At 34.7% G+C, this 23,187-nt stretch carries 21 protein-coding genes; 9 read left to right on the top strand and 12 right to left on the bottom strand.

Annotation, left to right across the window (positions count from 1 at the left end):
• The first annotated feature begins 97 nt into the window (after positions 1–97).
• Positions 98–562 (top strand): DinB family protein, encoded by a 465-nt coding sequence (locus tag CSW08_RS05475; RefSeq protein WP_106658904.1) that lies wholly within the window; start codon positions 98–100, stop codon positions 560–562.
• On the opposite strand, the gene CSW08_RS05470 is transcribed toward CSW08_RS05475, so the two are convergent.
• Both CSW08_RS05470 and CSW08_RS05465 read right to left on the bottom strand, forming a co-directional pair.
• On the bottom strand, positions 539–1,261 hold the full coding sequence (locus CSW08_RS05470) for a DUF3298 and DUF4163 domain-containing protein (protein ID WP_106658903.1): 723 nt from the start codon (positions 1,259–1,261) through the stop codon (positions 539–541). The two genes, CSW08_RS05475 and CSW08_RS05470, sit on opposite strands and share 24 nt — an antisense overlap.
• A gap of 80 nt (positions 1,262–1,341) precedes the next feature.
• Positions 1,342–2,172: a THC0290_0291 family protein gene (locus tag CSW08_RS05465; RefSeq protein ID WP_106658902.1), complete on the bottom strand. Its 831-nt coding sequence runs from the start codon at positions 2,170–2,172 to the stop codon at positions 1,342–1,344.
• Positions 2,173–2,370: 198 nt separating this feature from the next.
• Here CSW08_RS05465 and gdhA point away from each other — a divergent pair, with 198 nt between their 5' ends.
• The 3 genes from gdhA (at position 2,371) to recO (ending at position 6,902) form a co-directional block, all read left to right on the top strand.
• Complete coding sequence (gdhA, locus tag CSW08_RS05460) at positions 2,371–3,714, top strand: NADP-specific glutamate dehydrogenase (RefSeq protein WP_106658901.1); 1,344 nt, start codon at positions 2,371–2,373, stop codon at positions 3,712–3,714.
• 129 nt (positions 3,715–3,843) lie between these two features.
• On the top strand, positions 3,844–6,183 hold the full coding sequence (porZ, locus tag CSW08_RS05455) for a type IX secretion system anionic LPS delivery protein PorZ (protein WP_106658900.1): 2,340 nt from the start codon (positions 3,844–3,846) through the stop codon (positions 6,181–6,183).
• Complete coding sequence (recO, locus tag CSW08_RS05450) at positions 6,183–6,902, top strand: DNA repair protein RecO (RefSeq protein WP_106658899.1); 720 nt, start codon at positions 6,183–6,185, stop codon at positions 6,900–6,902. Before porZ ends, recO begins: the two co-directional genes overlap by 1 nt.
• A 26-nt stretch (positions 6,903–6,928) precedes the next feature.
• Here the strand turns inward: recO and CSW08_RS05445 are convergent, their stop codons facing one another.
• Positions 6,929–9,370, bottom strand: coding sequence for a T9SS type A sorting domain-containing protein (locus CSW08_RS05445; RefSeq protein ID WP_106658898.1), 2,442 nt, complete (start codon positions 9,368–9,370; stop codon positions 6,929–6,931).
• Between the two features lie 69 nt (positions 9,371–9,439).
• Between CSW08_RS05445 and CSW08_RS05440 the strand changes: the two genes are divergently transcribed.
• Positions 9,440–9,916, top strand: coding sequence for a regulatory protein RecX (locus CSW08_RS05440; RefSeq protein ID WP_106658897.1), 477 nt, complete (start codon positions 9,440–9,442; stop codon positions 9,914–9,916).
• A gap of 85 nt (positions 9,917–10,001) precedes the next feature.
• Here the strand turns inward: CSW08_RS05440 and CSW08_RS05435 are convergent, their stop codons facing one another.
• From CSW08_RS05435 to CSW08_RS05400, 8 genes are all read right to left on the bottom strand, one after another.
• Positions 10,002–10,874, bottom strand: a complete 873-nt coding sequence (locus CSW08_RS05435; RefSeq protein WP_106659016.1) for a cupin-like domain-containing protein — start codon at positions 10,872–10,874, stop codon at positions 10,002–10,004.
• A gap of 70 nt (positions 10,875–10,944) precedes the next feature.
• Positions 10,945–12,765, bottom strand: a complete 1,821-nt coding sequence (locus tag CSW08_RS05430) for a TonB-dependent receptor plug domain-containing protein (RefSeq protein ID WP_106658896.1) — start codon at positions 12,763–12,765, stop codon at positions 10,945–10,947.
• A gap of 182 nt (positions 12,766–12,947) precedes the next feature.
• Entirely contained in the window at positions 12,948–14,042 is a 1,095-nt protein-coding gene (gene bioB / locus CSW08_RS05425; protein WP_106658895.1) for a biotin synthase BioB, read from the bottom strand.
• Between the two features lie 42 nt (positions 14,043–14,084).
• Positions 14,085–15,248 (bottom strand): beta-ketoacyl synthase N-terminal-like domain-containing protein, encoded by a 1,164-nt coding sequence (locus CSW08_RS05420; protein WP_106658894.1) that lies wholly within the window; start codon positions 15,246–15,248, stop codon positions 14,085–14,087.
• Between the two features lie 21 nt (positions 15,249–15,269).
• Entirely contained in the window at positions 15,270–16,535 is a 1,266-nt protein-coding gene (gene bioA / locus CSW08_RS05415) for an adenosylmethionine--8-amino-7-oxononanoate transaminase (protein ID WP_106658893.1), read from the bottom strand.
• A 139-nt stretch (positions 16,536–16,674) separates the two neighbouring features.
• Positions 16,675–17,307 carry a dethiobiotin synthase gene (gene bioD, locus CSW08_RS05410; protein WP_106658892.1) on the bottom strand — a complete coding sequence of 211 codons (633 nt, stop codon included), beginning with the start codon at positions 17,305–17,307 and terminating at the stop codon, positions 16,675–16,677.
• Complete coding sequence (locus tag CSW08_RS05405) at positions 17,304–17,717, bottom strand: putative signal transducing protein (RefSeq protein WP_106658891.1); 414 nt, start codon at positions 17,715–17,717, stop codon at positions 17,304–17,306. Before CSW08_RS05405 ends, bioD begins: the two co-directional genes overlap by 4 nt.
• Entirely contained in the window at positions 17,714–18,886 is a 1,173-nt protein-coding gene (locus CSW08_RS05400; protein ID WP_106658890.1) for an aminotransferase class I/II-fold pyridoxal phosphate-dependent enzyme, read from the bottom strand. The genes CSW08_RS05405 and CSW08_RS05400 overlap by 4 nt, the downstream gene beginning before the upstream one ends.
• A gap of 202 nt (positions 18,887–19,088) precedes the next feature.
• Between CSW08_RS05400 and CSW08_RS05395 the strand changes: the two genes are divergently transcribed.
• The 4 genes from CSW08_RS05395 to CSW08_RS05380 all read left to right on the top strand — a co-directional run bounded on the left by CSW08_RS05395 (position 19,089) and on the right by CSW08_RS05380 (position 22,746).
• Positions 19,089–19,538 carry a DUF3157 family protein gene (locus tag CSW08_RS05395; RefSeq protein WP_106659015.1) on the top strand — a complete coding sequence of 150 codons (450 nt, stop codon included), beginning with the start codon at positions 19,089–19,091 and terminating at the stop codon, positions 19,536–19,538.
• 64 nt (positions 19,539–19,602) lie between these two features.
• Positions 19,603–20,859, top strand: coding sequence for a Y-family DNA polymerase (locus CSW08_RS05390; RefSeq protein WP_106658889.1), 1,257 nt, complete (start codon positions 19,603–19,605; stop codon positions 20,857–20,859).
• 107 nt (positions 20,860–20,966) lie between these two features.
• Positions 20,967–21,407: a LexA family protein gene (locus CSW08_RS05385; protein ID WP_106658888.1), complete on the top strand. Its 441-nt coding sequence runs from the start codon at positions 20,967–20,969 to the stop codon at positions 21,405–21,407.
• Between the two features lie 13 nt (positions 21,408–21,420).
• On the top strand, positions 21,421–22,746 hold the full coding sequence (locus CSW08_RS05380) for a sugar MFS transporter (RefSeq protein WP_203226851.1): 1,326 nt from the start codon (positions 21,421–21,423) through the stop codon (positions 22,744–22,746).
• A gap of 63 nt (positions 22,747–22,809) precedes the next feature.
• Here CSW08_RS05380 and CSW08_RS05375 read toward each other — a convergent pair whose 3' ends face one another.
• The gene (locus tag CSW08_RS05375) at positions 22,810–23,088 is read right to left on the bottom strand and encodes a F0F1 ATP synthase subunit epsilon (RefSeq protein ID WP_106658887.1); all 279 of its coding nucleotides are present in this window, start codon (positions 23,086–23,088) and stop codon (positions 22,810–22,812) included.
• Positions 23,089–23,187: the final 99 nt, after the last annotated feature.

Genomic DNA, 23,187 nt, shown 5'->3' with positions numbered 1-23,187 from the left:
ATTTACTGGAAGATGGGATTCTAGAAAATTTAACCACAATATAAAAGAAATGATTCTATAAAAAAGTATATTTATCGAAAATAATATACTAAAATTCATGGATTTTATATTTGAAGTTTTACCAAATACAAGAAAATACTTAAACAACGTATTAGAAAACAATTCGTTAGAAGATTTAAACAAAATCCCTAAAGGGTTTAATAATAACATTATTTGGAACATTGCACATGTGATAGTTGCGCAACAAATACTTGTTTATAAATTATCGGGACTGCCTATTATGGTGAGTGATGAGTTTGTTGAAAAATATAGAAAGGGCTCTAAACCAGAAGCTCCTGTAACTTTATCTGAAGTAGAAGAAATCAAAGGACTGTTATTTCCAACGATTCAAAAAACCCAAGAAGATTATTTTAATGATGTATTTCAAAATTATCAGGAATACACCGTTGTTACAACAGGAAACACACTTAAAAATGTTGAAGATGCCCTTCAGTTTAACCTATTTCATGAAGGGTTGCACATAGGTTACATTATGGCTTTATTGCGTGCTATCAAAATTTAAAAGGGAATTTATCTTTTCAAAAGGGATGGTAAACTCAATGATGCCTTCCGAGTAAGGTGCTATTTCATAAGAATTATAAAGTAATACAGCGCCTTCGTCATTTAAGCCTATGTTATCAGGTAATTTAAATGATTGAGGATCAAAAAGAATATCTTTATCTTCAATAGTATTTTCAAAATAGCGATTTGCCAAGGCGTTAAAATCCTCCATATTTTTAAATAAATCTGAGGATTTAATTGGCATACCTGTTTTGGCATCAAAATTTAAAAAGGATATGGTTAAATTTCCATGGGCACCACCTGTATTTACATAGGATGTAAGTGATATACTAATCAATTCGGTTGATTGACACATAATTTCTCCATCTATTTGTGCCTCCCAAGGTTGTGAGCTTTCAGGAAAATCAGCTTTAAAGCGATTGTATTCATCATTAAAAGTATCAATACCTTCTTCAATGGTTTTGATGGTAATAGGTTCTGAAGGATCCAAACGGAGCATTTCTATAACATGAGTTTTAATAATGGAGTTTATATTGTCAATAATGCTTATATCTCCTGTTGCGACAGGGATAATAACTTCAACAAGCGTGTTTTTTTCGGTTGTAAAGCTAGACTCTTTAAAAACCAATTTAGGTTCTTCATTACAAGAAAATAGAAACAAAAAACAGAGTAGTGTTAAAATAAATTTCGTGTTGTACATAATAACCTTAAAGGTATGAATATTACTCTTGAGCACTATTAAATTAATTTGAATTTTTGCTAATTAGGAGAACTTGAGTGCTAGAGGTATAGAATATAACCGAAATTAAGCCATACAAGCCAATCGTTATATTTATTATAGTTATCGAATTCGTGATTGAATCCATCGATCCAATCGCTAAAGTAGTATTGCCATCTTAAATCTAACATTAAATCTGAAAGCTTGGTAAGTTTGTATCGAATTCCTACGCTAGTAACCAAAGACCAATTATTTCGCTGGTCTAAATTGATTGGGTATTCTCTTTGCTGGCCACTTGGGATTGGGGGAAGATAAGAATCATCACTATACCAAAAAGAATATATGTTATTTGGATTGTAAATATTTCCATCTCCATATGCTGTCATTGCTTGGGGCGAGGATGAGGTGTAATGAACGCCTAAACTTACAAAAGGGGCAATTCTATAAGCAAATGCTTGAAAAGAACGAATACTTAAAGGAAAATATTCCAGTTGCATCCCAATATCAAAATTTTCAGCGACTCCAGAATGTGCTCTAAGTTTATCAGCATTAATACTGACTTTATCAGCCTGTACCCAAAAACCGTGATGATCTAGATCTGTTTTATTCCAAGATACTTCACTGCGTAATTTAAAATGATCATTAAAATAGGTTTCAGTGGTATAACAGTTACAGTCCGCGCTGTAAGCAAAGTTTATATAGTGAATAATTCCAATACCAATTCCAGAATTACCCATGTTTGTTTGTTCCTCAAACCTACCTCCAAAATCAGAACGGAATTGTACTGGACCAGCAATAACCCCTAATTCATGGGAAAACCCTAATTGAGAGAAGGAAACCTGATTAATAGCAAGTAAACAAACAAGTAAAGCTAAACATTTCAAGTTAAGCATAATAAGGTTTTGTTTTTTGGGGCATTACCCGAACAAATATATAAAAACTCATACTATAATCAAATTTAAATAAATTGGTGGATCAGCTATTGAAATTTTGATTATGAATTTCACAAATAAAAATCGTAATTTTTTAAATACAACGTATATTTGCACATAAAAATTATAAAATCAATAAATGCAATACATTTTTTTTCTATGAAAAATATAATTAATGAGTTTTTAAATCTTGTAAAAGAACGAAATGGTGATGAACCAGAGTTTTTACAAGCTGTTGAGGAAGTCGCAGAGACTGTACTACCTTACATTGTTAAGCACGAAATTTATTATGGAAAAAACATTTTATTAAGAATGGTTGAGCCAGAACGGGCCATAACATTCAGGGTTTGTTGGGTTGATGATTCGGGTGTAATTCAAGTTAACAGAGGTTATAGAATTCAAATGAATTCTGCTATTGGACCTTACAAAGGTGGCTTACGGTTTCATCCAACGGTTAACATGAGTATTTTAAAATTTTTAGCATTTGAACAGGTGTTTAAAAACAGTTTAACCACATTGCCCATGGGCGGTGGAAAAGGAGGAAGCGATTTTGACCCTAAAGGAAAAAGTGATGGTGAAATCATGCGCTTTTGCCATTCATTTATGAGTGAGCTATTTAGGCACATAGGACCAAATACAGACATCCCCGCTGGAGATATTGGTGTTGGTGCTAGAGAGGTAGGATTCCTTTTTGGGATGTATAAAAAATTGAAAAACGAATTTACTGGCGTATTAACTGGTAAGGGATTGTCTTGGGGTGGATCATTAATTAGACCCGAAGCAACAGGTTATGGAACCGTGTATTTTGCGCAAAAAATGCTTGAAACTAAAGGGGAAGGTTTTAATGGAAAGCAAGTTGTTGTATCTGGTTCGGGAAATGTAGCTCAATATGCTGTAGAGAAAAGTATTCAATTGGGAGCAAACGTACTAACCATGTCCGATTCCTCAGGATATATTTATGATTCAGAAGGCATAAATACTGAAAAACTAGCCCATATAATGCAGATTAAAAATGTAAAAAGGGGTAGAATAAGCGATTATTTGGAAACATATAAAAATGCCATATTTGTAAAAGGAAAAACACCTTGGGAAGTAAAATGTGATATTGCATTACCATGTGCCACACAAAATGAGCTTACCGAAATCGATGCTGAAATACTTTTAAAAAATGGTTGTATATGTGTGAGTGAAGGCGCTAATATGCCATCAACTATTCAGGCTGTTCATGTATTTCAAAAAGCGAGGATTTTATATGCGCCCGGTAAGGCTTCTAATGCTGGTGGCGTAGCAACGTCTGGGTTAGAGATGACCCAAAATTCATTACGATTTAATTGGACAAGAGAGGAGGTTGACTTAAAATTAAAGGAAATCATGTCTAATATTCATGATTCTTGTATCAAGTACGGTAAAGATGAAGATGGTTATGTTGACTATGTAAGAGGAGCTAATATTGCTGGCTTTGTTAAAGTAGCCGATGCCATGCTTGCTCAAGGAATCGTTTAAAAATGATAAACTAAAAGTTATTTATTGTCAAAAGCTTCCTATAAAACAGGGAGCTATTTCATTTAAATTATATAATTTTAAAGCAAAACTCGTTATATATAAATATATTTGGGTGTAGAAAAATAACCTATGTTTAAAAGAGTTTTTGTCTTAGTAATTTACTTTTTCCCATTTTTACAATTTGCCCAAGATTTTTCAACCTTATGGGAAGGTCATTTTTCTTTTTATAGTATAAAAGATATCGTAGAAAGCGATACTAAAATTTATGCAGCTGCTCAAAATGCCATTTTTAGTTATAACAAGCAAACCAATGAACTAGAGCAGCTAACAACAATCCACGGATTATCGGGTGAAAATATATCAATCATATATTATAGTGATACGTATGAATTGCTAATCGTTGGCTATGAAAACGGGTTAATTGAGATTGTATTTGATAATGATGAAAACGTACTTACAATCAATGACATTGTGGACAAACCAACTATACCGCCCAATAGTAAAAGAATAAACCATTTTAATGCATATCAAAACGTGGTTTATATATCTACAAATTATGGTATTTCTGTTTTTAATTTAGACCGATTGGAATTTGGCGACACGTATTTTATTGGGAATTCAGGAGCGCAAATCCAAGTAAGTCAAACAGCTATTATTGGTGACGAGATTTATGCCTCGTGTTTAGGAAGTAATGGAATTAGAAAAGCTCAGGTTTCCAGTCCTAATTTAATAGATTATCAAAATTGGCAAACCATTGTTTCAGGAAGTTTTTCAGCCATTGAAACTTTAGAAGACAAATTGTTCACAACAAGAACTGATAACAGGATATTTCAAATTACCAATAACACATTGTCACAATTGTTTCAATATGCTAATCCTCCCCTAGATGTTAGAGCGGTTAATGGCCTTTTAATACTTACTACAATAAACAATGTTTTTATTTATGATTCTAATTTTGACTTGCTATCCCAAGCATCGGTTATACCTTCATTTAATACACAATTTACATCGGCTACTACAGATTCTGAATATATATATATAGGAACCAAAGACTTTGGTGTGTTAAAAACCTTGATATCAAGCCCAGTGGATTTTGAAGAGGTACATCCCGAAGGGCCATTACTTAATACACCTTTTTCAATTCAGGCAACGCCCAATAATCTTTGGGTTACTTTTGGTGATTATGACATTTTTTTCAATCCGTATCCCTTAAACAGTCTTGGCTTTAGTCATTTAAAAGGAGATGAATGGATAAACACACCATATAGTGCCGCTTTAAATGCTAGATGTTTAAATGCTATTTCTATAAATCCTTTTAATAATAACCAAGTGTTTATAAGTTCCTTTTTCAATGGGCTATTAGAAGTTAATGAAGAAGTCCCTACCACATTATACAATCAAACCAATAGTGATTTGGAATCTTTAGTTTTGCCCTCAGACCCCAATTACGTTGATATTAGAGTTGGGCCTTCTAAATTTGATAGCGCAGGGCTATTGTGGACGGTGACGAGTCTAATCGATAAACCTTTAAAATCATATAACCCAACAACTAGTCAATGGCGATCATACAGTTTTACAGATATTATTCAAGATAGAAACTTAGGTTATGGCGATATGGTTATTGGAGATAATGGCACCAAATGGATAGCCAGTTACGAACATGGCTTTATTGGATTTAAAGAAAGCGGCAATAGTTTCAATATAAAAAAATTATTTAGAGAAGAAGAAAATATGCCTTCTAGTTATGTAACGGCATTGGCTTTGGATAAAAGAAATCAGCTTTGGATAGGGACTTATAGAGGATTAAGGGTGCTTTATAATACAACCAGTTTTTTTGAAGATGATGATATAAGCGTTGACGAGATTATTATTTCTGAAGATGGGATTGCTAAAGAACTTCTTTTTCAACAGATAATTACAGATATAGAAGTTGATGGCTCCAACAATAAATGGATAGGAACAGTAAGCTCCGGAATCTTTTATTTGTCGTCTGATGGACAAAAAACCATCTTTCATTTTACAACAGACAATTCCCCTTTGCCATCAAATGAAATAACCGATGTGTCGATAGACCAAACCAATGGTACGGTTTATATAGCAACAAGCAAAGGATTGTTGTCCTTTCGTTCTGGAAGTTCTGGAACACAGGAAACATTGCAAGCAGCTCATGTGTACCCAAATCCAGTAAGACCAACATTTAATATTACCGAAGACCGTGTAAAAATTAAAGATATTTCTGAAAACATAAATATTAAAATCACCGATATAGAAGGCAATCTGGTAGCTGAAGCTCAATCAAGAATAAATTTGAGATACAGAGGATATAATTTAGAAATTGATGGTGGTACAGCATTTTGGAATGGTAAAAATCTTGCTAATAATGTGGTAAAATCGGGAGTGTATCTGGTTATGTTATCAGATTTGGATACGTTTGAAACAAAAGTGCTAAAATTAATGGTTGTTAGGTAATGTTAGTCTCTACAAATGCCATTGTTATTTCCAAATTAAAGTATAGCGATAACGATCTCATTGTAAAATGCTACACACAGCACTATGGCATGCTCAGTTTTTTATTAAAAGGTGTTTTAAAAAGCAAAAAAGGCGCGGTTCAAACGGCATATTTTCAATTGCTTTCCCAATTAACGATTGTGGTAGATTATAAAACCAATCGTTCCCTGCACACCATAAAAGAAGTAAAATTAAATCATTTGTATAGCAGTTTGCACACTAATGTTGTGAAAAGTGCGGTCGTTATGTTTTTGTCCGAAGTATTGTCAAGCACTTTGAAAGAAGAAGAACAAAACGAAACCCTTTTTAGTTATTTAGAAACCTCTTTGTTATGGTTTGATTCCCATGAAGAATATGCTAATTTTCATTTACTTTTTTTATTAAAGCTAACAAAATATTTAGGGTTTTATCCAGAAGTTAATAATCTGGAATACGATTATTTTAATCTTCAAGATGGCAAATTTGAATTCAACCCGTCTAGCAAATATGCCATTTCTGGCGAAAATTTGGGACTTTTAAAAATACTTTTAAACACAAGTTTTGATAATTTATCCGAAATCAAAATAAACGCTAAACAAAGGCAATTATTTTTAAATATGTTATTACTTTATTTCGAATTGCATCTAGGAAGTTTTAAAACACCTAAATCATTACAGATTTTTAATCAAGTTTTTAGTTAGAATAGTTTATGCCTTAGTTTTCAAGCTTACTTTTTAACAGCCTTTTTAGTAATAGTAGCACCGTTTGAAAGTTCCACTTTAGCAATATAAATGGTGTTTTTTAAAGAACTAAGAAGATATGTTTCTTCACTATTTTGTCCTTTAAATTGGTATAACTCTCTTCCCAACAAATCAAAAACAGTTACATTTTTAATCTTTAAATTATTGGTGATTGAGAACGTAACACGGTCGTTATCCAAATCAATGATTTTAAGTGTGTTGGCGTCGGCTACTAGTTCATCTGTTGATAGCGATTGATTATTAAACATCACTACAAAACGGTCATTAAACTCACCAACTTCCGATGTGAATGTATAATCAGCATCCGATAAGTTATGAACTTTATTCAATAAGTTATCTTTTAAATAAACGGTGTTATTCGTTAAAAATTCACCTTGTAGTTGTGCCATAGATAAGGTGTACAAGGTTGATGTATTAATACTTGTTTTAAAACCTAGATTGATGGTTTCGCTAAAGTTAAGGCTATTCTCAGCTTTTCCCTGGATAGCAAATTCTTTGTTGGAACCATCCATCGTAGTATACAATATGGCAGAAGTTCCTGTTGAGGCATTTTTTCGAGTATCAAAATATGAGCCGTCATCAGTATTGGTTGCACCTTTTACGTATCCAATAAGAGTCTGGTTAAACACGCCATTATCAGACGTTAAATTAATCCATAATTTATTTGCTACAGAAGATGGGTTACTTTTTGAAGTTGAGCTTTTAAAGAATTGAGCATTGTCTGAAGCACCTATAACTCGCATTGAATTATTAAAAACAACTTCGCCTTGGGCAATGTCATGTCCGTCAGCATTAGGAGTGATTGATAAAGGTATTGCAGCATTAGAATATGAAACAAAAAAAGCCTGTCCAGAAGGAATTTTTCTTTCGGGCATTAATCCATCACCACCGGCAGTTTGGCCGATACCATTAATAATAGCATAATCAGAGCTAGAAAAATTCAGCTGTTCGTTGCCATTAGCAGTACTAGATGGAGGTGTGTTCTGTGACCATAAAAATATAGCACCATCTAAAGTATATGGTGTATTGATGTTAATATCAATATTACTATTGGTATCTAAAAACAAATCGGCATCAATGGCAGAAGGATATGGGTTTCCTATTAAATTCCAATTATTGTCATTGGGTTCAAAATCATTTCTATATACAGAAACTATTATTTCTCCATTATTAAATGGACCATCAAAAGTATATCTGAATTGTGGAGGTGAAAATGGGCCTGGAGGAATTACAAACGCCGCTTCAGAATGTGTTGCGGCATAACCAACACCAGGTTGCATAACGGTAGTTCCATTTACTCGTTGCCAGTCATTACCATCATCATCAATATCATCCTGTCCATCTACTTGTGCGTTATTGTTTCCTGTCTCCATCTTGGCATCCAAATAGTTTTTGGCATTAAACAGAAAACGTCTATTTGCATTTGAGTCCGCCAAAGCGGTTCCAATTTGAGCGCCTGATACAGGAGAGCTCCAATAGGTATACTCATACCAAGCGTTCATGGGAGCTGTGTTTTTTGAAACCTTTATAGACCCTATAACACTCACGATACCATCGTCGTCTAACTGTACAAACGAAGCCTTGGGTTCCATTTCGATAGCACCATCAACAGTAACATCTGTCTGAACCACAACATAGGTATTGATAGGAGCGCCATTGTCTTCATCACTAATTGTTAATGTTGTTCCAGCATTTACAGTAAGACTACATGCAGAAAAGCTACCGTTGGTTCCTGTATGGTAATCTCCATTTATAATGGCTGGTGTTGCTAAATCCGGCTCACCATTATCCCAAGCACCTGAACTACAAGTGGTTGGGGTGCTATTGCAAACGGGTAACGCTGAAACAACTCCATTGAAAGTAAAATCATTGATACTAAAACTACCTTGACCAGAACTGCCTCCCCACCCATAAAGCCTAAATGTCACGGAAGTTGATATATTCTGATAATCAACCCCAGATAAATCTATTGTTGTACCGGTAGCAGTTGGGGATCCTATATTAGCTGTGTAGCTATCGAGACTGCTTCTAAAAGCAAAGTTTATCGGGCCTGTACTGGAAGCCTGTCCAGTATAAACAAAACTTACAAAATCAATTTTGTACCCCGAGTTAGGTGTAATTTTAAATTCAAAAAAATCATTCACATCCAAACTGCCTGTGCTCCAAGTTCTTGCAGCATACCTATTGACTGGAGGAGTTGCCAATGTAATCAAACCAGAGCCTCTACCAATTCCGGAAACTGTAATATTTGGGTTTTTATATTGATTGATTATATAAGGATTATCAGCGCTAGGGTCAGATCCTGTTATTGGATTGTCAAATATACTTTGCCCAAATCCAAACCCTACAAAAAACAGGAAAGTTATTAAAAAAGCAAATAATGATTTTAAAGTCGTTTTATATACCATTGCATTAATATTTTAAAATCTGATTAGATTTGGTCTTTTAAAATTTTTAGTTATTATTTTTGGAAAACCATGCAGCCACCCAAAAAAACATATACGTTACAAGAAGCTACCAAAAAACTGGAGCATTATTGTGCGTACCAAGAACGTAGTCATCAAGAAGTCAGGCAAAAATTAATGGACATGTACATGATACCCGAAGCTATCGATGTGATTACCATACATCTTTTCGAACACAACTTTCTTAATGAAGAACGTTTTGCCAAAGCATATGTAAGTGGTAAGTTTAATATTAAGAAATGGGGTAAAAGCCGTTTAGCCTATCAACTTAAACAAAAAGGCGTAAGCAAATGTAATATAAATCTCGCTATTGATGGAATTTCCGACAAGCAATACATCGATGTTTTTAACAGTTTGGCTAATAAAAAGGTTGATTTGATCAAAGAATCGGATAAATGGAAGAAAAAAAAGAAATTTGTAGATTATTTCATCCGTCTTGGGTGGGAATCGTATTTGGTTTACGATAAGGCCAATGAATTGATAAAGTAATCGTCATTGCGGGGAGGCACGACGAAGCAATCTGTTTCTTGATTAGTTCCGATGATGAGATTGCTTCGTGCCTCGCAATAAAGCTTTAAACGGCAACACCATTTTTTCTATGTGTTCGTACAATGGCTTGCTCATTTTTCCAATCAATCCAATTCTGACCTTTTAATTGCCTCATGGCATTATCAAAATAGCGCATGATGAGTAAATTGTAAACAGCTTTACTAAAATTTTTAGGATTTCTCGCTACAGCTCTTAAACTCATGGAAAATCCTGGGGTTATGTAGCGCATATAGTGCCAGTAACCTTCGGGCATATATAACACTTCGCCGTGGTTGAGTTCGGTTTTATAACCTTGAGCTTTTTTAAGTATCGGCCATTTTTCAAAATCGGGGTTTGCAAAATTTATGTCTTCCCTAGTAATTAATGAATGTGGTACTTTATATAAAAAGTCATTCTGTTTTTGGTCGAACAAAATAATTTGTTTTTTACCTTCAAAATGAAAATGAAAAATATTCGCCAAATCGATATCGTAATGCATAAAGGTATAAGAATCCTGTCCACCAAAAAACAGCATAGGAACCCCTTTCATAAGTTTCAACCCAAAATCCGGAAACGAGAAATCTTGTTGCAATTGCGGAATTTCCTTAATGGCATTCCATAAAAAAATACGATATTTTGTAGGCTCACGCTTAAGTAAATCGATATAGTCCCCCAATTTCATTTTGGCATGCGGTTCGTTAAAACCATCTTTATAATCTACACGTCTATCATCATAAAGCGGAATGGTAATATTGCCCCCAATGGTTTTCATATAGTCTAAATTCCATTTACTATACGCCGGCCAATGGTTTATAAAACGCTCAATAACCACGGGCTTTTGTGGTTTAAAGTAATGTTTTAAAAAATCCTCTTTTGTAATGGTTTTTACACGAGGAATCTCCGATAAGTTTAGTGCCAAGGCCAAAATAGTTTAGTGAGCCAAAGTTAAGAAAACGTTATCGATCTCTCGCTTATTGTATGTGCGAGATTTAATTAAAATGATATCGCAGGCCAAAAAGCATATTGCCTTTGGGCATGGGCACTAAGTTTGTTTCGTAATATTCGGCATTAAATATATTGCTTGCTGTGGCCGTAATTTCAAACTGTTTTAAACTTACTATGATGGACGCATCCCAAACATTATAACTCTCGCCCGAAGTTCTTTCCGCATATTTATAAACAATATTCTGACTTACATTTTTAAACAATTGGGTGCTTAAACGACTTGTAAATTGATGCCTTAACGAGTTTATGGCGTATCTGGAAAAGTTGACGTTAAGGGCTTTAACTTCATCTTCCAAAAAGGTATAACCTAACGAAAGATTTTGGTTAAATGTGTTTATTTTAAAGTAGTAAGACGTATTGATTTCAAAGCCTTTAGTGTTTAAATCCCTAATATTGGTTGCCTGCCATAAATCTGGTGCATTGTCTTTTACAAAGTCTATCAACTTACTGGCATTTCTATTAAAAATAGCTGCCGAAGCGGTAAACGTTGGCGTAAAATATTTAATACCAATTTCTTCTGAAAGTGCTTCTTCTGGTTTTAAATTTTCGTCTCCATTGGTGGTTGGGTCTCTGTAATATAAATCGGTATAGGTTGGGATTCTATAGGTATAGCCTATGTTTCCGTAAGCTTTTAAATTGTCATTCAAGCGGTATCCAATATCAATTCCTGGAAAGGCATGAAATTTAAAATCTGAGAAATAAGTAACAGCCACACCGGGCGTAATATCCAATTTATTATCGGCTAATTTAAATTGATGTTCCAAAAAGAAGGTCGTCATAAATCGATTTCTATTACCTAAATTATTACTTCTCAGGTATATTTTAGACATATCAATACCAAAACCAGTGACACCTAGGCTTGAAGTGTAAGAGGCATTAACTTCGGCGCCTATTTTATCAGTAATATGTAAATTTCTGTAAATAGATGGATCTTGACGAACAAAAACATATTCATCTTGATTACGTTTCCAATAAACTCGTGGTTTAATCAGCCACTTTTCCGAAGAAAACTGCGTTGAAAAACCTATTAAACTATTTTGGGTTTCCTCGTATTGATTGGTGGCCGTTGGACTTGCATAAAATCCATTGGCACCAAATTTACGTTCAGAAAAATTGGTAATCATGTCAAAAGCTTGCCCCTTTTTATTGAAGGTACTTTTAATAAAATAATTACTGTTGTCATAATCTGTGTTATAGCGGTATCCATCCGATGTTAACCGACTTACATGCACCAAATGTGATGAATTTTCAAGGCTTGAAGCCACAGTAACAGACGTATTTAGCTGGTTGTACGAGCCTGCTTCTAAGTTTGCGGAAACCTCATTTTCCGTCACTTTTTTAGTAACAATATTAATAGCGCCAGTAAAGGCATTTTGTCCAAAAACCCTAGCGGCAGGACCTTTTATAATTTCTATGCGTTCTATAACCTCCATAGGTAAAGCGGCATTCATGGTGTGGTGGCCAGTTTGTGCATCGTCCATTTTTATACCATCAATAAGCAACAAGGTTTGGTCAAAACTACCGCCACGAATATATAAATCGGCTTGCATGCCAGACGTTCCTCTTCGACGTATATCAATACCAGCTTCTTGTTGTAATAAATCGGCAAGATTGGTAGCTGCACTATTTTTAATGTCTATAGCAGATATTATGGAAATGGTTCTCGAATTTTTTTTAAAAGGCAAATGAATTCTTGTAGAAGTAATTTCAATTTCATCAATATTTTGAACCGTAAGGGAATCTTGTGAGTATATAAAATTCGCCATCAAAAACGAGGCAAAAATAAAGCATCTTACTTTAAACATGAGGTTGGTTTTTACGCCTGCAAAGGTACTAAAATACAGGCAAACCGCTTAATAAAAACAGATAGTTTTAAGATGTTTTGGGCTATCGGAAGTATAGTTAGAAGCACAGAATAGAGTTAGAAGCATTGCATAATTCTAAACTACTAATAATACAGATTGCTTCACTGCGTTCGCAATGACGTCTACTTTACAACCTTAGCTTTTTCTTTAGCAGCGACATTTCGCTCAATAGTATGTTCTGGACGGCTCCATTTAGGTTTCTCGCCCAAGGCTTGGTATTGAGAATCTGTAGCTTCCACCGTTTGAGGCTGCATTTTTTTAATAAATGGCTTTTGCGGATGTAGCCCTAGTAATTCAAACATTTTCATGTCCTCATTCACGTCTGGGTTTGGTGTAGTCAATAATTTATCACCTGCAAAAATTGAGTTAGCACCTGCAAAAAAGCACATGGCTTGTCCTTCGCGGGTCATTTGCGTACGCCCTGCACTTAATCGTACTTGGGTTTCGGGCATCACAATACGCGTTGTAGCTACCATACGAACCATGTCCCAAATAGAAATGGGCTCTTGGTCTTCAAGCGGTGTACCTTCCACGGCAACCAACGCATTAATGGGCACCGATTCTGGTTGTGGATTTAATGTTGAAAGTGCCACCAACATGCCAGCTCTGTCTTCAATTTTTTCGCCCATGCCAATAATACCACCACTACAAACGGTCACATTGGTTTTACGAACGTTATCAATGGTTTGTAAGCGATCTTCAAACCCACGTGTAGAAATTACTTTTTTATAATATTCTTCCGAAGAATCTAAATTATGGTTATAGGCATATAATCCAGCCTCAGCCAAACGCTGTGCTTGGTTTTCAGTAATCATACCTAGAGTACAACACACTTCCATATCTAGTTTGTTGATGGTACGTACCATTTCCAATACTTGGTCGAATTCTTCACCATCTTTTACATTTCGCCATGCAGCACCCATGCAAACACGAGAACTTCCACTGGCTTTGGCACGTAAAGCTTGGGCTTTTACTTGCTGGACACTCATTAAATCGTTACCCTCAATATTGGTGTGGTAACGAGCTGCTTGCGGACAATACCCACAATCTTCTGGGCAACCTCCTGTTTTTATGGATAACAATGTAGATACTTGCACGGTATTAGGGTCGTGATGTAGCCTATGGATGGTAGCTGCTTCGTAAAGCAGTTCCATAAAAGGTTTATTGTATATCTCTAAAATGTCTTCTTTTGTCCAATTGTGTCTTGTCTCGCTCATGTATCTATGGGTTGTTCAAATTCAAAAATACTAATTAAAAAGTTAAATATTATTTTTGCTCAATAAAATACTTACGGCATTTCCCCCAAATCCAACAGCATTGATCATGACGTTTTGAATTTTTTCAGGTGTTTTTTGATGTTCTAAAAATGGAACGCTAATAAATTCTTGATGCTGCAGCATCAAAATGGCCATTTCAATATTTAACATCCCAGAAGCACCAAAACTATGTCCTATCTTCCATTTATTGGTAGTTAATGCGGGCATTTTGTTGCAAAATACTTTTTCAATAGCACGATATTCAGATATATCACCTTTTATGGTACCAGGTGCATGCATGACAATCACATCAATATCGTCTGGATTCGTCTCACCTAAAGCCATTGTCATGGATTTTTGAAAACACTTGGCTTCACTTGAAATGGAAATATTGTGTTCTAAAATTTCGGTGGCATAACCAAATCCTTTTATAATGGCTAAAGCATTGGTTATTTCTCCAGATTCTAAACATGCCATGGAAGCGCCTTCGCCCAAAACCATGGTGTTTTGTTTTTTATCGAGGTCTAACGCACGGCAAGGGTATGGATTATCTTCTCTAGCGTATACTTTTAAAGCCTGCATTTGCGCTATGGTAAACCCTGTTAAAGGAGCTTCGCTACCACCCACTAGAAATTTGTTGCTCATGCCAGAATTAATCCAAGCAATACCATTTAACATAGCATGTAATGCTGTAGAACAGGTAATGGAATGGCTAATTTCGGGGCCTTGTGTTTGTAAATCGTGAGCCACCCAAGAAGATATATTACCCAAGGTGGTGGTGGGCGATGTTAACGTTTCTGCCTTATTATTTTTTAAGAAATCATCATAATAGATTTCAAAAAGACGTGTTGCTCCCCGGGAAGAGCCTATGTTAATGCCGAAATTGTCTGAACCATTCCATTCAGCTAAAGTTATCGCTTTTCTTGAAGCATATATGGCATATAAAACGGTATCATCTAACGATTTATATTTAGTGTCTGATTGTCTTAAAACCTCAATGGTTTCTTTTGCTTCTTTTGTAATTTCAGCAACGAAAGCTATGGCATCACCAAATTGTTTTTTAGTAATGCAATGCTGGTTGTTTTGATACATTTTCCAAGCATCTTCCAACGATGTTCCTAAAGGAGAAATGGACACAATAGCAGTTATGGAGATTGGTTTTTGCAATAGTTTAGTTTTACCGCAAATTTAGATGATTGCTAAAGATTCTTCGATGGTTTTATAAATTTTTTCCAACTGTTCTTGCGTAATGACGTAAGGTGCTTGAATATAAATAGTATTACCAAGCGGACGTAAAAACACGCCTTTAGACATAAAGAACTTAAATAATCGGTCACGTAAATTGCCATAACGTTCCATATCTACATTTAAATCGAGAGCGAAAATTATGCCCAATTGCCGTGTAGATTTTACTTTTGGGTGGTGCTTAATTCTTTCATTAAAATCATTATGAGCGCTTATAACCCGCAGGATATTGTTTTGTGTTTCTTCCAATTGTAGCAACTCGATACTTGCTAAAGCCGCCGTACACGCTAACGGATTTGCAGAATAGGTATGCCCGTGGAACAGCCCTTTACTAATGTCGTCACTATAAAAAGCATCATAGATTTTTTGTACACAAGAGGTTATTGCCATAGGCATTAAACCAGCTGTTAGGGCTTTGCTCAAGCACATAATGTCTGGTTTTGTTTTTAAATACAGTGATGCAAAGTGTTTTCCTGTTTTACCAAAGCCAGTCATGACTTCATCGGCAATGGTAACAATGTTATGGGTTTTACAGAATTGCAAGATCATTTCTAAACCAGAGGCATCATGCATTTTCATGGCGGCAGCACCTTGCACCAAGGGTTCGTAAATAAATCCTGCTATTTTATGGTTGGCTGTAATAGTTTTTAGAGTTTTTAGAATGTATTCATGATTGTCTCCGTTAGGTGTGGGAATACGTTTTACGTCTAAAAAGAAATCTTCAAAAGGACCATTGTAAACTGATAATCCTGAAACACTCATGGCACCAAATGTGTCACCATGAAAACCATCTTCAAAGGCAATGAGTGTATTGCGTTTTTCACCTTGGTTGAAATGAAATTGCAATGCCATTTTAATGGCAACATCAACAGCCGTTGAGCCATTATCACTAAAGAAAATTTTATTTTGATTTTCAGGAAGGATTGTGATGAGGGTTTCAGACAATTTTATAGCTGGTTCGTGTGTAAATCCACTAAAAACAATTTGGTCTAACTGCTGCATTTGCGCAGCAACACGGTTGGTGATAAACGGATTGCAATGTCCGAACATACTGGTGTACCAAGAGGCAATGGCATCTATATAGTCGTTGCCATCCTCATCGGTCAACACACATCCTTTTGCTTTGGTTATGGCAATAGTATTTGGATGCAATTTGTGTTGCGTTAATGGATGCCAAAGATGTTTTTTATCGCGGTCTTTTAATGTCATAATTTTTATTTCCGCGAAGGCGGAAATCTCATTTTTGTTATACGTTAAATTTAATCAAAGTAGGGTTTTAATCCCCGACGCTCTGCGTCAAATGAAAATAGATTCCACTTTGAGACCTCTTATGCTTTGCGTCGATAGTTCATTCTTTAAAAAAATTATGAGATTCCTGCTTTTGCAGGAATTCATCAGCATATTCCTTAACCACATTTTTATCAAAATACGGTTCTTCATCAATACGCCCAATAATGGGAACGTTTGTCATTTTTTTAATAATATCTTCGGTTGTTTTATGTTCATTCCCACTAAAAATAATAGACACATCAAAACCCTTTTCTTTCAACGTGTTTACGGTTAAAAGTGTGTGGTTGATGCTTCCTAAATAATGTCTAGAAACCACAATAACTTTATAAGTTGGTTTTATGATATCTAAAACAGTGTGTGTGTCATTTAAAGGCACTAATAAACCGCCAGCTCCTTCAATAACCAAGTTATTTTTTGTTTTAGGTAAATTTATTTTTAAAATATCTATAGAAATACCATCAATTTCGGCCGCTGCATGCGGACTCATAGGGGAATTCAATATATAAGAACTTCGATGAAATTCAGACTTTTTATTAGATACCAATTTTTTGACTTTATGTGTATCGCTATTATCAATATCCCCAGCTTGAATGGGTTTCCAATAGTCAGCTTCCAAAGCTTCCGTAATAATGGCTGAAGCGATGGTTTTGCCAACATCCGTAGAGATTCCTGTTATGAAGTATGTTTTCATTTTAAATCAAATTCAGTTTTACAATCTTCACATCTATATTTGTGCTTTGTATAAAAGGGAAAAACAGAAAACAATATTCCGAATATGAACCAGAATAATGATTTTACATCTTTAATTGTTGAAAAAAGGTCTATTTTTTCACTGTTACAATTTGGACATTTTATGGTATCTCCTTTATCATCAATGGAGTATTTTTTAATGAATTTAAGAATGTGTTCCGCTTCTTCAGCTTGAATGGATAACACTTTGAGTTTTATTCCTCCAATAGCATTGCTATATAAAGGATTTGAGTCAATAGTTAGATTATCTAATAGAAAGACTTGAATGCCATCAGCTTCTAATCTTCCTTTAACGATTTCCGCTTCAGATGAATATTGAAATCTTGCTATGGTTATAAATGTGTCATTCATATATCAACAAAAATTGCAAGTAGTTTTAAGACTTCCGAAATTTCTTCTTTGGTATTGTAAGCATGCATACAAAAGCGTAAACGTTCTTGGCCTTTAGGAACTGTCGGCGATAAAATTGGTTTTACATCAAAGCTTTGTTCTTGAAGCTTTTGCGCTATGGTTTTTAAGTTTTCATTTCCTGAAATAACACAACAATGGATGGCCGAATAACTTTCAATAAATCCCATTTGTCCTTCGGATGTTTCCCCAAAAGAGAAATATTCTAAACCTAATCGTTTGATTTCAGATTTAAAAAATTGAATATTTTCATGTAAAAGACGACGATTATTAGTTACAAATAGCTCATTGTAGCTTGAATGGATACTTGCCAACGAGTGGGGCGGTAAGGCCGTGGTGTAAATAAAACTTCGTGAAAAATTAATTAAATATTGTTTTAAGGTATCACTTCCTAAAATGGCGGCACCATGACATCCCATGGCTTTTCCAAAGGTAATCATACGTGTAAACACATCCTGTTCTAAGCCCAAATTTTGAACAAGGCCTTCGCCACGGTTCCCAAAAACACCTATAGCGTGAGCTTCGTCTATCACCAAATGGGCTTTATGGGTTTTACTGATGTCTACTAGTTTTTTTAAGTCGGGAGAATCACCATCCATGGAGAATACAGATTCTGTAACAATATAAATAGTGCTGTCATGCTGAACTCGTTTCAGCATCTCATCAAGACTCTCTAAATCATTATGCTTAAACTTATACGCTTTTGCATGGTTCATGGCAATACCATCTCTTATAGAAGCATGCACATATTCATCGTATAAAATAATATCACCACGCTGTGGCACACTAGAAAAAAAGCCAACATTGGCATCGTATCCTGAGTTAAAAATCAATGCCGATTCAGCCTTGTGGACATTTGATATAATGCTTTCAATAATAGGAAACAAAGAATGGTTTCCTGAGAGTAATCTAGAGCCAGTAGCCCCATTTTGTTTGATATTATGACCTATTAAAAAATCACGGGAATTGTTAAAAATAGTTTCATTTTTCGAAAAACCTAAATAATCATTGGACGAAAAATCTATTGTACAGTTATGTGACGCAAGATGTCGTAAAGCATTTGCCTCTTGGCGGTCCTCAAGTTTTTGCTGTAACTTTTTAGGGAATTCCATAGAACAAATGTATGCAAAATTTGTACTTTTGATTTCATTCAATATAATATCTATTATGAAATCGCCATTAGCAACAAGTTTTTTGCAAAAAAACCAATGAAAATAATAGCGATACCATATGACAATTAAAAAACAACTGCGAAGCACATCAGTGAACACAGCTCATAAATATCAACTTAGTGAACTAAATAAATATCTACATATGAAAACACATCTTTTAATCTTATTGTTTTTTATCTCGTTTATTGGTTTTTCACAAAATAATTACATTGTAAAAACAGAGGATGGCAGACGTGTTTTGCTAAAAACAGATTATACATGGGAATATATTGATGCAGAATCTCCTGTGTTAAATAGTGTCGTTAAAGAAAAATTGCAACCTGCTGAAAGTAGTGGATGTAATTTAGCTCAAGATTTTGTAGAGCCTGAGTTAGATAAAAACATTCAAATACAATTAAAAAGAGGACGAGCGACTATGGAAGACATAAAGAAAAAAGTGGCTAAGGAATATAAATGTGAGGTAGAAGATGTGGTATTATTATCTGCAACAGAAGATAAAGCCAAAGGAGCCTACGATTTTTGTGCTAATGGCACGAAAGTGTCTTATAAGCGGAACGGACATACTGTTGTGAAGAAGGGACAATTTCTTTAATTATTAAGTTTTCTTTAATAGTTACACTCTATTTTTTTAAGGTCTTTCTCGTATATTTACTTTTATGTATGCCCTAGTAGATTGTAACAATTTTTATGCGTCTTGCGAACGCGTTTTTAATCCTAATTTACGCCATAAACCCATTGCTATTTTAAGTAATAATGATGGGTGTGTTATTTCACGAAGTGATGAAGCTAAAGTTGTAGGATTGCCCATGGGCGCACCCATCTTTAAATGGGAAACGTTTTGTAAAGAAAAAAATATCCACGTACTTTCATCAAATTATCCGTTATATGGTGATATGAGTAATCGTGTTATGAAAATATTAGAACACTTCACACCAGATGTTGAGGTGTATAGTATAGACGAAGCTTTTTTGGAATTTAGAGGGTTTAAGGATTATGATTTTAATGATTATGGTAATCAAATACGGCAACGTATTTTACAATGGACGGGCATTCCAACCTGTGTGGGTATCGCGCCAACAAAAGCCTTGAGCAAGGTAGCCAATAAAATTGCGCGTAAATTTCCAGATCAAACCCATGGGGTTTATGTGATTGATTCTGAAGAAAAAAGAATGAAAGCTTTAAAATGGACTAAAATAGAAGATGTTTGGGGCATTGGTTGGAATCTTCAAAAGCGATTAAAAGCGAAAAACTGTCATACAGCATTCGATTTTGTACAACTTTCAGATGATTGGGTTCGTAAAACTTTTTCAATCACCGAGTGGAAATTAAAGAAGGATTTAGAAGGTGTTTCAGAAATTAAACTAGATGAAATAAAGGCAAAACATGCCATTGCCACCACCAGAAGTTTTGAATATACATTTTCGGATTTAGAGAATATAAAAGAACGCATTTCAACATTTGCGACAAGTTGCGCCGAAAAGCTAAGAAAACAAAAATCCAGCTGCCATGTTATTTATGTGACCTTAAGTAGCGATAGGCATAAAAAAGATTTAGAACAACACAGAGCAAGTAAAATAATAAGCTTACCTTTTCCAACGGATTCCACATTGATTATTAGTCAACAAGCAGTGAGTGCCGTAGCAACAATTTTTAAAGAAGGGATTAAATATAAACGGGCAGGCGTTATAGTTATGGGTTTGGTGCCTACAAATAATCATCAAATAGATTTATTTGAAAGCGAAAACCCAAAGCACAAACCACTTATGCATGCTATTGATGGTTTAAATAAAAAGTATGCAGATTATAAAGTGAAATTGGGAAATCAAGATTTAAAACGAACTTGGAAAATGCGTCAAGAACGTTTATCGCCAAGATATACAACGAATATTAATGATATTATTAAAGTGAAATAGTATTGTCATTGACTTCGTCGAATCTTTGATTTCCTGCGAAGGCCGGAATCCAGAAAATATAGAATTAATTATAAATTAGATTCCTGCTTTCGCAGGAATGATAAAAGATGATATTACACAACGCTCAACCGCTAGCATTTTTCACTCCTGATGAAACCAACCATTTAGGAGCTTTGTTTTTTGATACTGGAATTTCTGCGGGATTTCCATCACCAGCCGAAGATTTTAAAGAAGAGCGTTTGTCTTTGGATAAAGAACTTATTAAAAACAAAGAAGCTACTTTTTTTGCACGCGTAAGTGGTCAATCTATGATTGGCGCAGGACTAGATGATAATGATTTATTGGTTATTGATAGGAGTTTACAGCCCAAAAACAATAGAATAGCCGTTTGCTTTTTGGACGGAGAGTTCACGGTAAAACGTTTAAAGGTTGATAAAGATGAGGTTTGGTTACAACCAGAAAACCCTAATTATCCCATTATAAAAATCACGAAAGACAATGATTTTATTATTTGGGGCATTGTTACCAACGTGATAAAAAAAGTGTAATCAACCTTAATATATGTCAGAAATAAACCAAACACTGCCACAAAAAAACAACACATTTATTCCCATTATCATTATAGCAGGATTATTTTTGATTTTCGGATTTGTAACCTGGATTAATGGAGCATTAATTCCATTCATGAAAACCATTAATGAATTAACCGATGCTCAATCGTATTTAGTGGCATCTGCTTCTTATATTTCATTTGTCTTTATGGCACTTCCAGCATCTTATGTCATCAAAAGAATAGGTTTCAAGAAAAGTATGTCTTTAGGTTTAATTATTATGGCAGTAGGGGCTTTAATTTTTATACCGGCAGCAGAAGCCAGAACCTACTGGATGTTTTTGAGTGGTATTTTTGTTCAAGGTGCCGGTATGACCTTACTTCAAACAGCATCAAACCCTTATATTACTATATTGGGACCCATAGAAAGTGCAGCCAAACGTATTGCTATTATGGGTATAGCAAATAAAGTAGCGGGCGCATTAGGTTCGGTTATTTTTGGAGCGTTATTGTTATCTGGCATTGATAAAATAAAAGAACAATTTGATGTTGTTGATGACGAGGAAAAAGGACGCTTACTAGATACTATGGCAGATAGCGTGGTTACACCGTATATTGTTATGGCCTTGGTGCTATTTGTATTAGGGGTTTTAATAAGAAAAGCACCTTTGCCCAATGTGGAAGAAGCACTTATTGAAGAGCCGAAAACAGGCGAAACGGTAAAAACCAGTATTTTTCAATTCCCTCATTTATGGTTAGGGGTTTTAGCATTGTTTTTATATGTAGGCGTTGAAGTGATTGCTGGTGATACCATTATATCTTACGGTATTGCTTTAGATATTCCTGTCGAACAAGCTAAATTTTTCACCTTATTTACATTAATGGCTATGGTGGTAACTTATGCGTTAGGAGTATTTTTAATTCCCAAATACATAAGTCAAGCATTTGCTTTAAAGGCCAGTGCCATTTTAGGAATTGTTTTTTCATTTTGTATTGTTTTTACAGATGGTTTTGTATCCGTGTTATTTGTTGCTGCTTTAGGAATAGCAAATGCTTTAGTGTGGCCTGCCATTTGGCCTTTAGCTTTAACAGGCTTAGGGAAATTTACTAAAACGGCTTCAGCGTTGCTTATTATGGCAATCTCTGGAGGTGCTATTATTCCGCCGTTATATGGTATGTTGGTAGATGGTAAAAAAGAAGCGTTAATTTTAAACGGCATGGGGGAAACCTCAGCCATTGGTGAAGCAACTTCGTTTGGGTATTGGATTCTTTTACCGTGTTATCTAATTATTTTATATTATGCGTTTTATGGACATAAAGTGGGGCTAAAGCCTTAGTTTTGGACATAAAAAAACGCGAAACAATTGTTTCACGTTTTTTATATTATGATTAAATAAAGTTTAATCTGCTAAAATTATCACTTTATTATCTTTCATTTCTATAGTGCCAGATTCAATTTTCAGCAAAGTTGTGTTTTTATCACCTTTGGTAAATTTGTCCTGAACAGCTTCATCTAATTCTATATTGCCAGTAATTTTTACAAAACCTTCTTTTAATAAAGATACAATTGGAGCGTGGTTGTTTAACATTTCAAAATTACCATTTACTCCCGGAACGGCAACACTGGTTACTTCTCCACTAAATAAAGTTGCTTCTGGTGATACAATTTCTAAATACATACTAAAACTTGTTTTAGTACCCTGAACTTGTTTCAGGGTTTTTAATTTTTATTGAAAATTCAATTTTAAAGATGCTGAAATAAATTCAGCATTGGCTTC

It is taken from the genome of Confluentibacter flavum, from assembly GCF_002843175.1.
In the GTDB taxonomy this organism is placed as follows: Bacteria; Bacteroidota; Bacteroidia; order Flavobacteriales; family Flavobacteriaceae; genus Confluentibacter; species Confluentibacter flavum.
The sequence above is the reverse complement of the archived record's forward strand: the minus strand, read 5'-3'. Positions and strand labels throughout refer to the sequence as shown.

What these genes read in the sequence shown, in the direction of transcription:
- CSW08_RS05475 (WP_106658904.1), top strand. Translation starts at nt 98, where the DNA reads ATGGATTTTATATTTGAAGTTTTACCAAATACAAGAAAATACTTAAAC.
- CSW08_RS05470 (WP_106658903.1), bottom strand. Translation starts at nt 1,261, where the DNA reads ATGTACAACACGAAATTTATTTTAACACTACTCTGTTTTTTGTTTCTA.
- CSW08_RS05465 (WP_106658902.1), bottom strand. Translation starts at nt 2,172, where the DNA reads ATGCTTAACTTGAAATGTTTAGCTTTACTTGTTTGTTTACTTGCTATT.
- gdhA (WP_106658901.1), top strand. Translation starts at nt 2,371, where the DNA reads ATGAAAAATATAATTAATGAGTTTTTAAATCTTGTAAAAGAACGAAAT.
- porZ (WP_106658900.1), top strand. Translation starts at nt 3,844, where the DNA reads ATGTTTAAAAGAGTTTTTGTCTTAGTAATTTACTTTTTCCCATTTTTA.
- recO (WP_106658899.1), top strand. Translation starts at nt 6,183, where the DNA reads ATGTTAGTCTCTACAAATGCCATTGTTATTTCCAAATTAAAGTATAGC.
- CSW08_RS05445 (WP_106658898.1), bottom strand. Translation starts at nt 9,370, where the DNA reads ATGGTATATAAAACGACTTTAAAATCATTATTTGCTTTTTTAATAACT.
- CSW08_RS05440 (WP_106658897.1), top strand. Translation starts at nt 9,440, where the DNA reads ATGCAGCCACCCAAAAAAACATATACGTTACAAGAAGCTACCAAAAAA.
- CSW08_RS05430 (WP_106658896.1), bottom strand. Translation starts at nt 12,765, where the DNA reads ATGTTTAAAGTAAGATGCTTTATTTTTGCCTCGTTTTTGATGGCGAAT.
- bioB (WP_106658895.1), bottom strand. Translation starts at nt 14,042, where the DNA reads ATGAGCGAGACAAGACACAATTGGACAAAAGAAGACATTTTAGAGATA.
- bioA (WP_106658893.1), bottom strand. Translation starts at nt 16,535, where the DNA reads ATGACATTAAAAGACCGCGATAAAAAACATCTTTGGCATCCATTAACG.
- bioD (WP_106658892.1), bottom strand. Translation starts at nt 17,307, where the DNA reads ATGAAAACATACTTCATAACAGGAATCTCTACGGATGTTGGCAAAACC.
- CSW08_RS05405 (WP_106658891.1), bottom strand. Translation starts at nt 17,717, where the DNA reads ATGAATGACACATTTATAACCATAGCAAGATTTCAATATTCATCTGAA.
- CSW08_RS05400 (WP_106658890.1), bottom strand. Translation starts at nt 18,886, where the DNA reads ATGGAATTCCCTAAAAAGTTACAGCAAAAACTTGAGGACCGCCAAGAG.
- CSW08_RS05395 (WP_106659015.1), top strand. Translation starts at nt 19,089, where the DNA reads ATGAAAACACATCTTTTAATCTTATTGTTTTTTATCTCGTTTATTGGT.
- CSW08_RS05390 (WP_106658889.1), top strand. Translation starts at nt 19,603, where the DNA reads ATGTATGCCCTAGTAGATTGTAACAATTTTTATGCGTCTTGCGAACGC.
- CSW08_RS05385 (WP_106658888.1), top strand. Translation starts at nt 20,967, where the DNA reads ATGATATTACACAACGCTCAACCGCTAGCATTTTTCACTCCTGATGAA.
- CSW08_RS05380 (WP_203226851.1), top strand. Translation starts at nt 21,421, where the DNA reads ATGTCAGAAATAAACCAAACACTGCCACAAAAAAACAACACATTTATT.
- CSW08_RS05375 (WP_106658887.1), bottom strand. Translation starts at nt 23,088, where the DNA reads ATGTATTTAGAAATTGTATCACCAGAAGCAACTTTATTTAGTGGAGAA.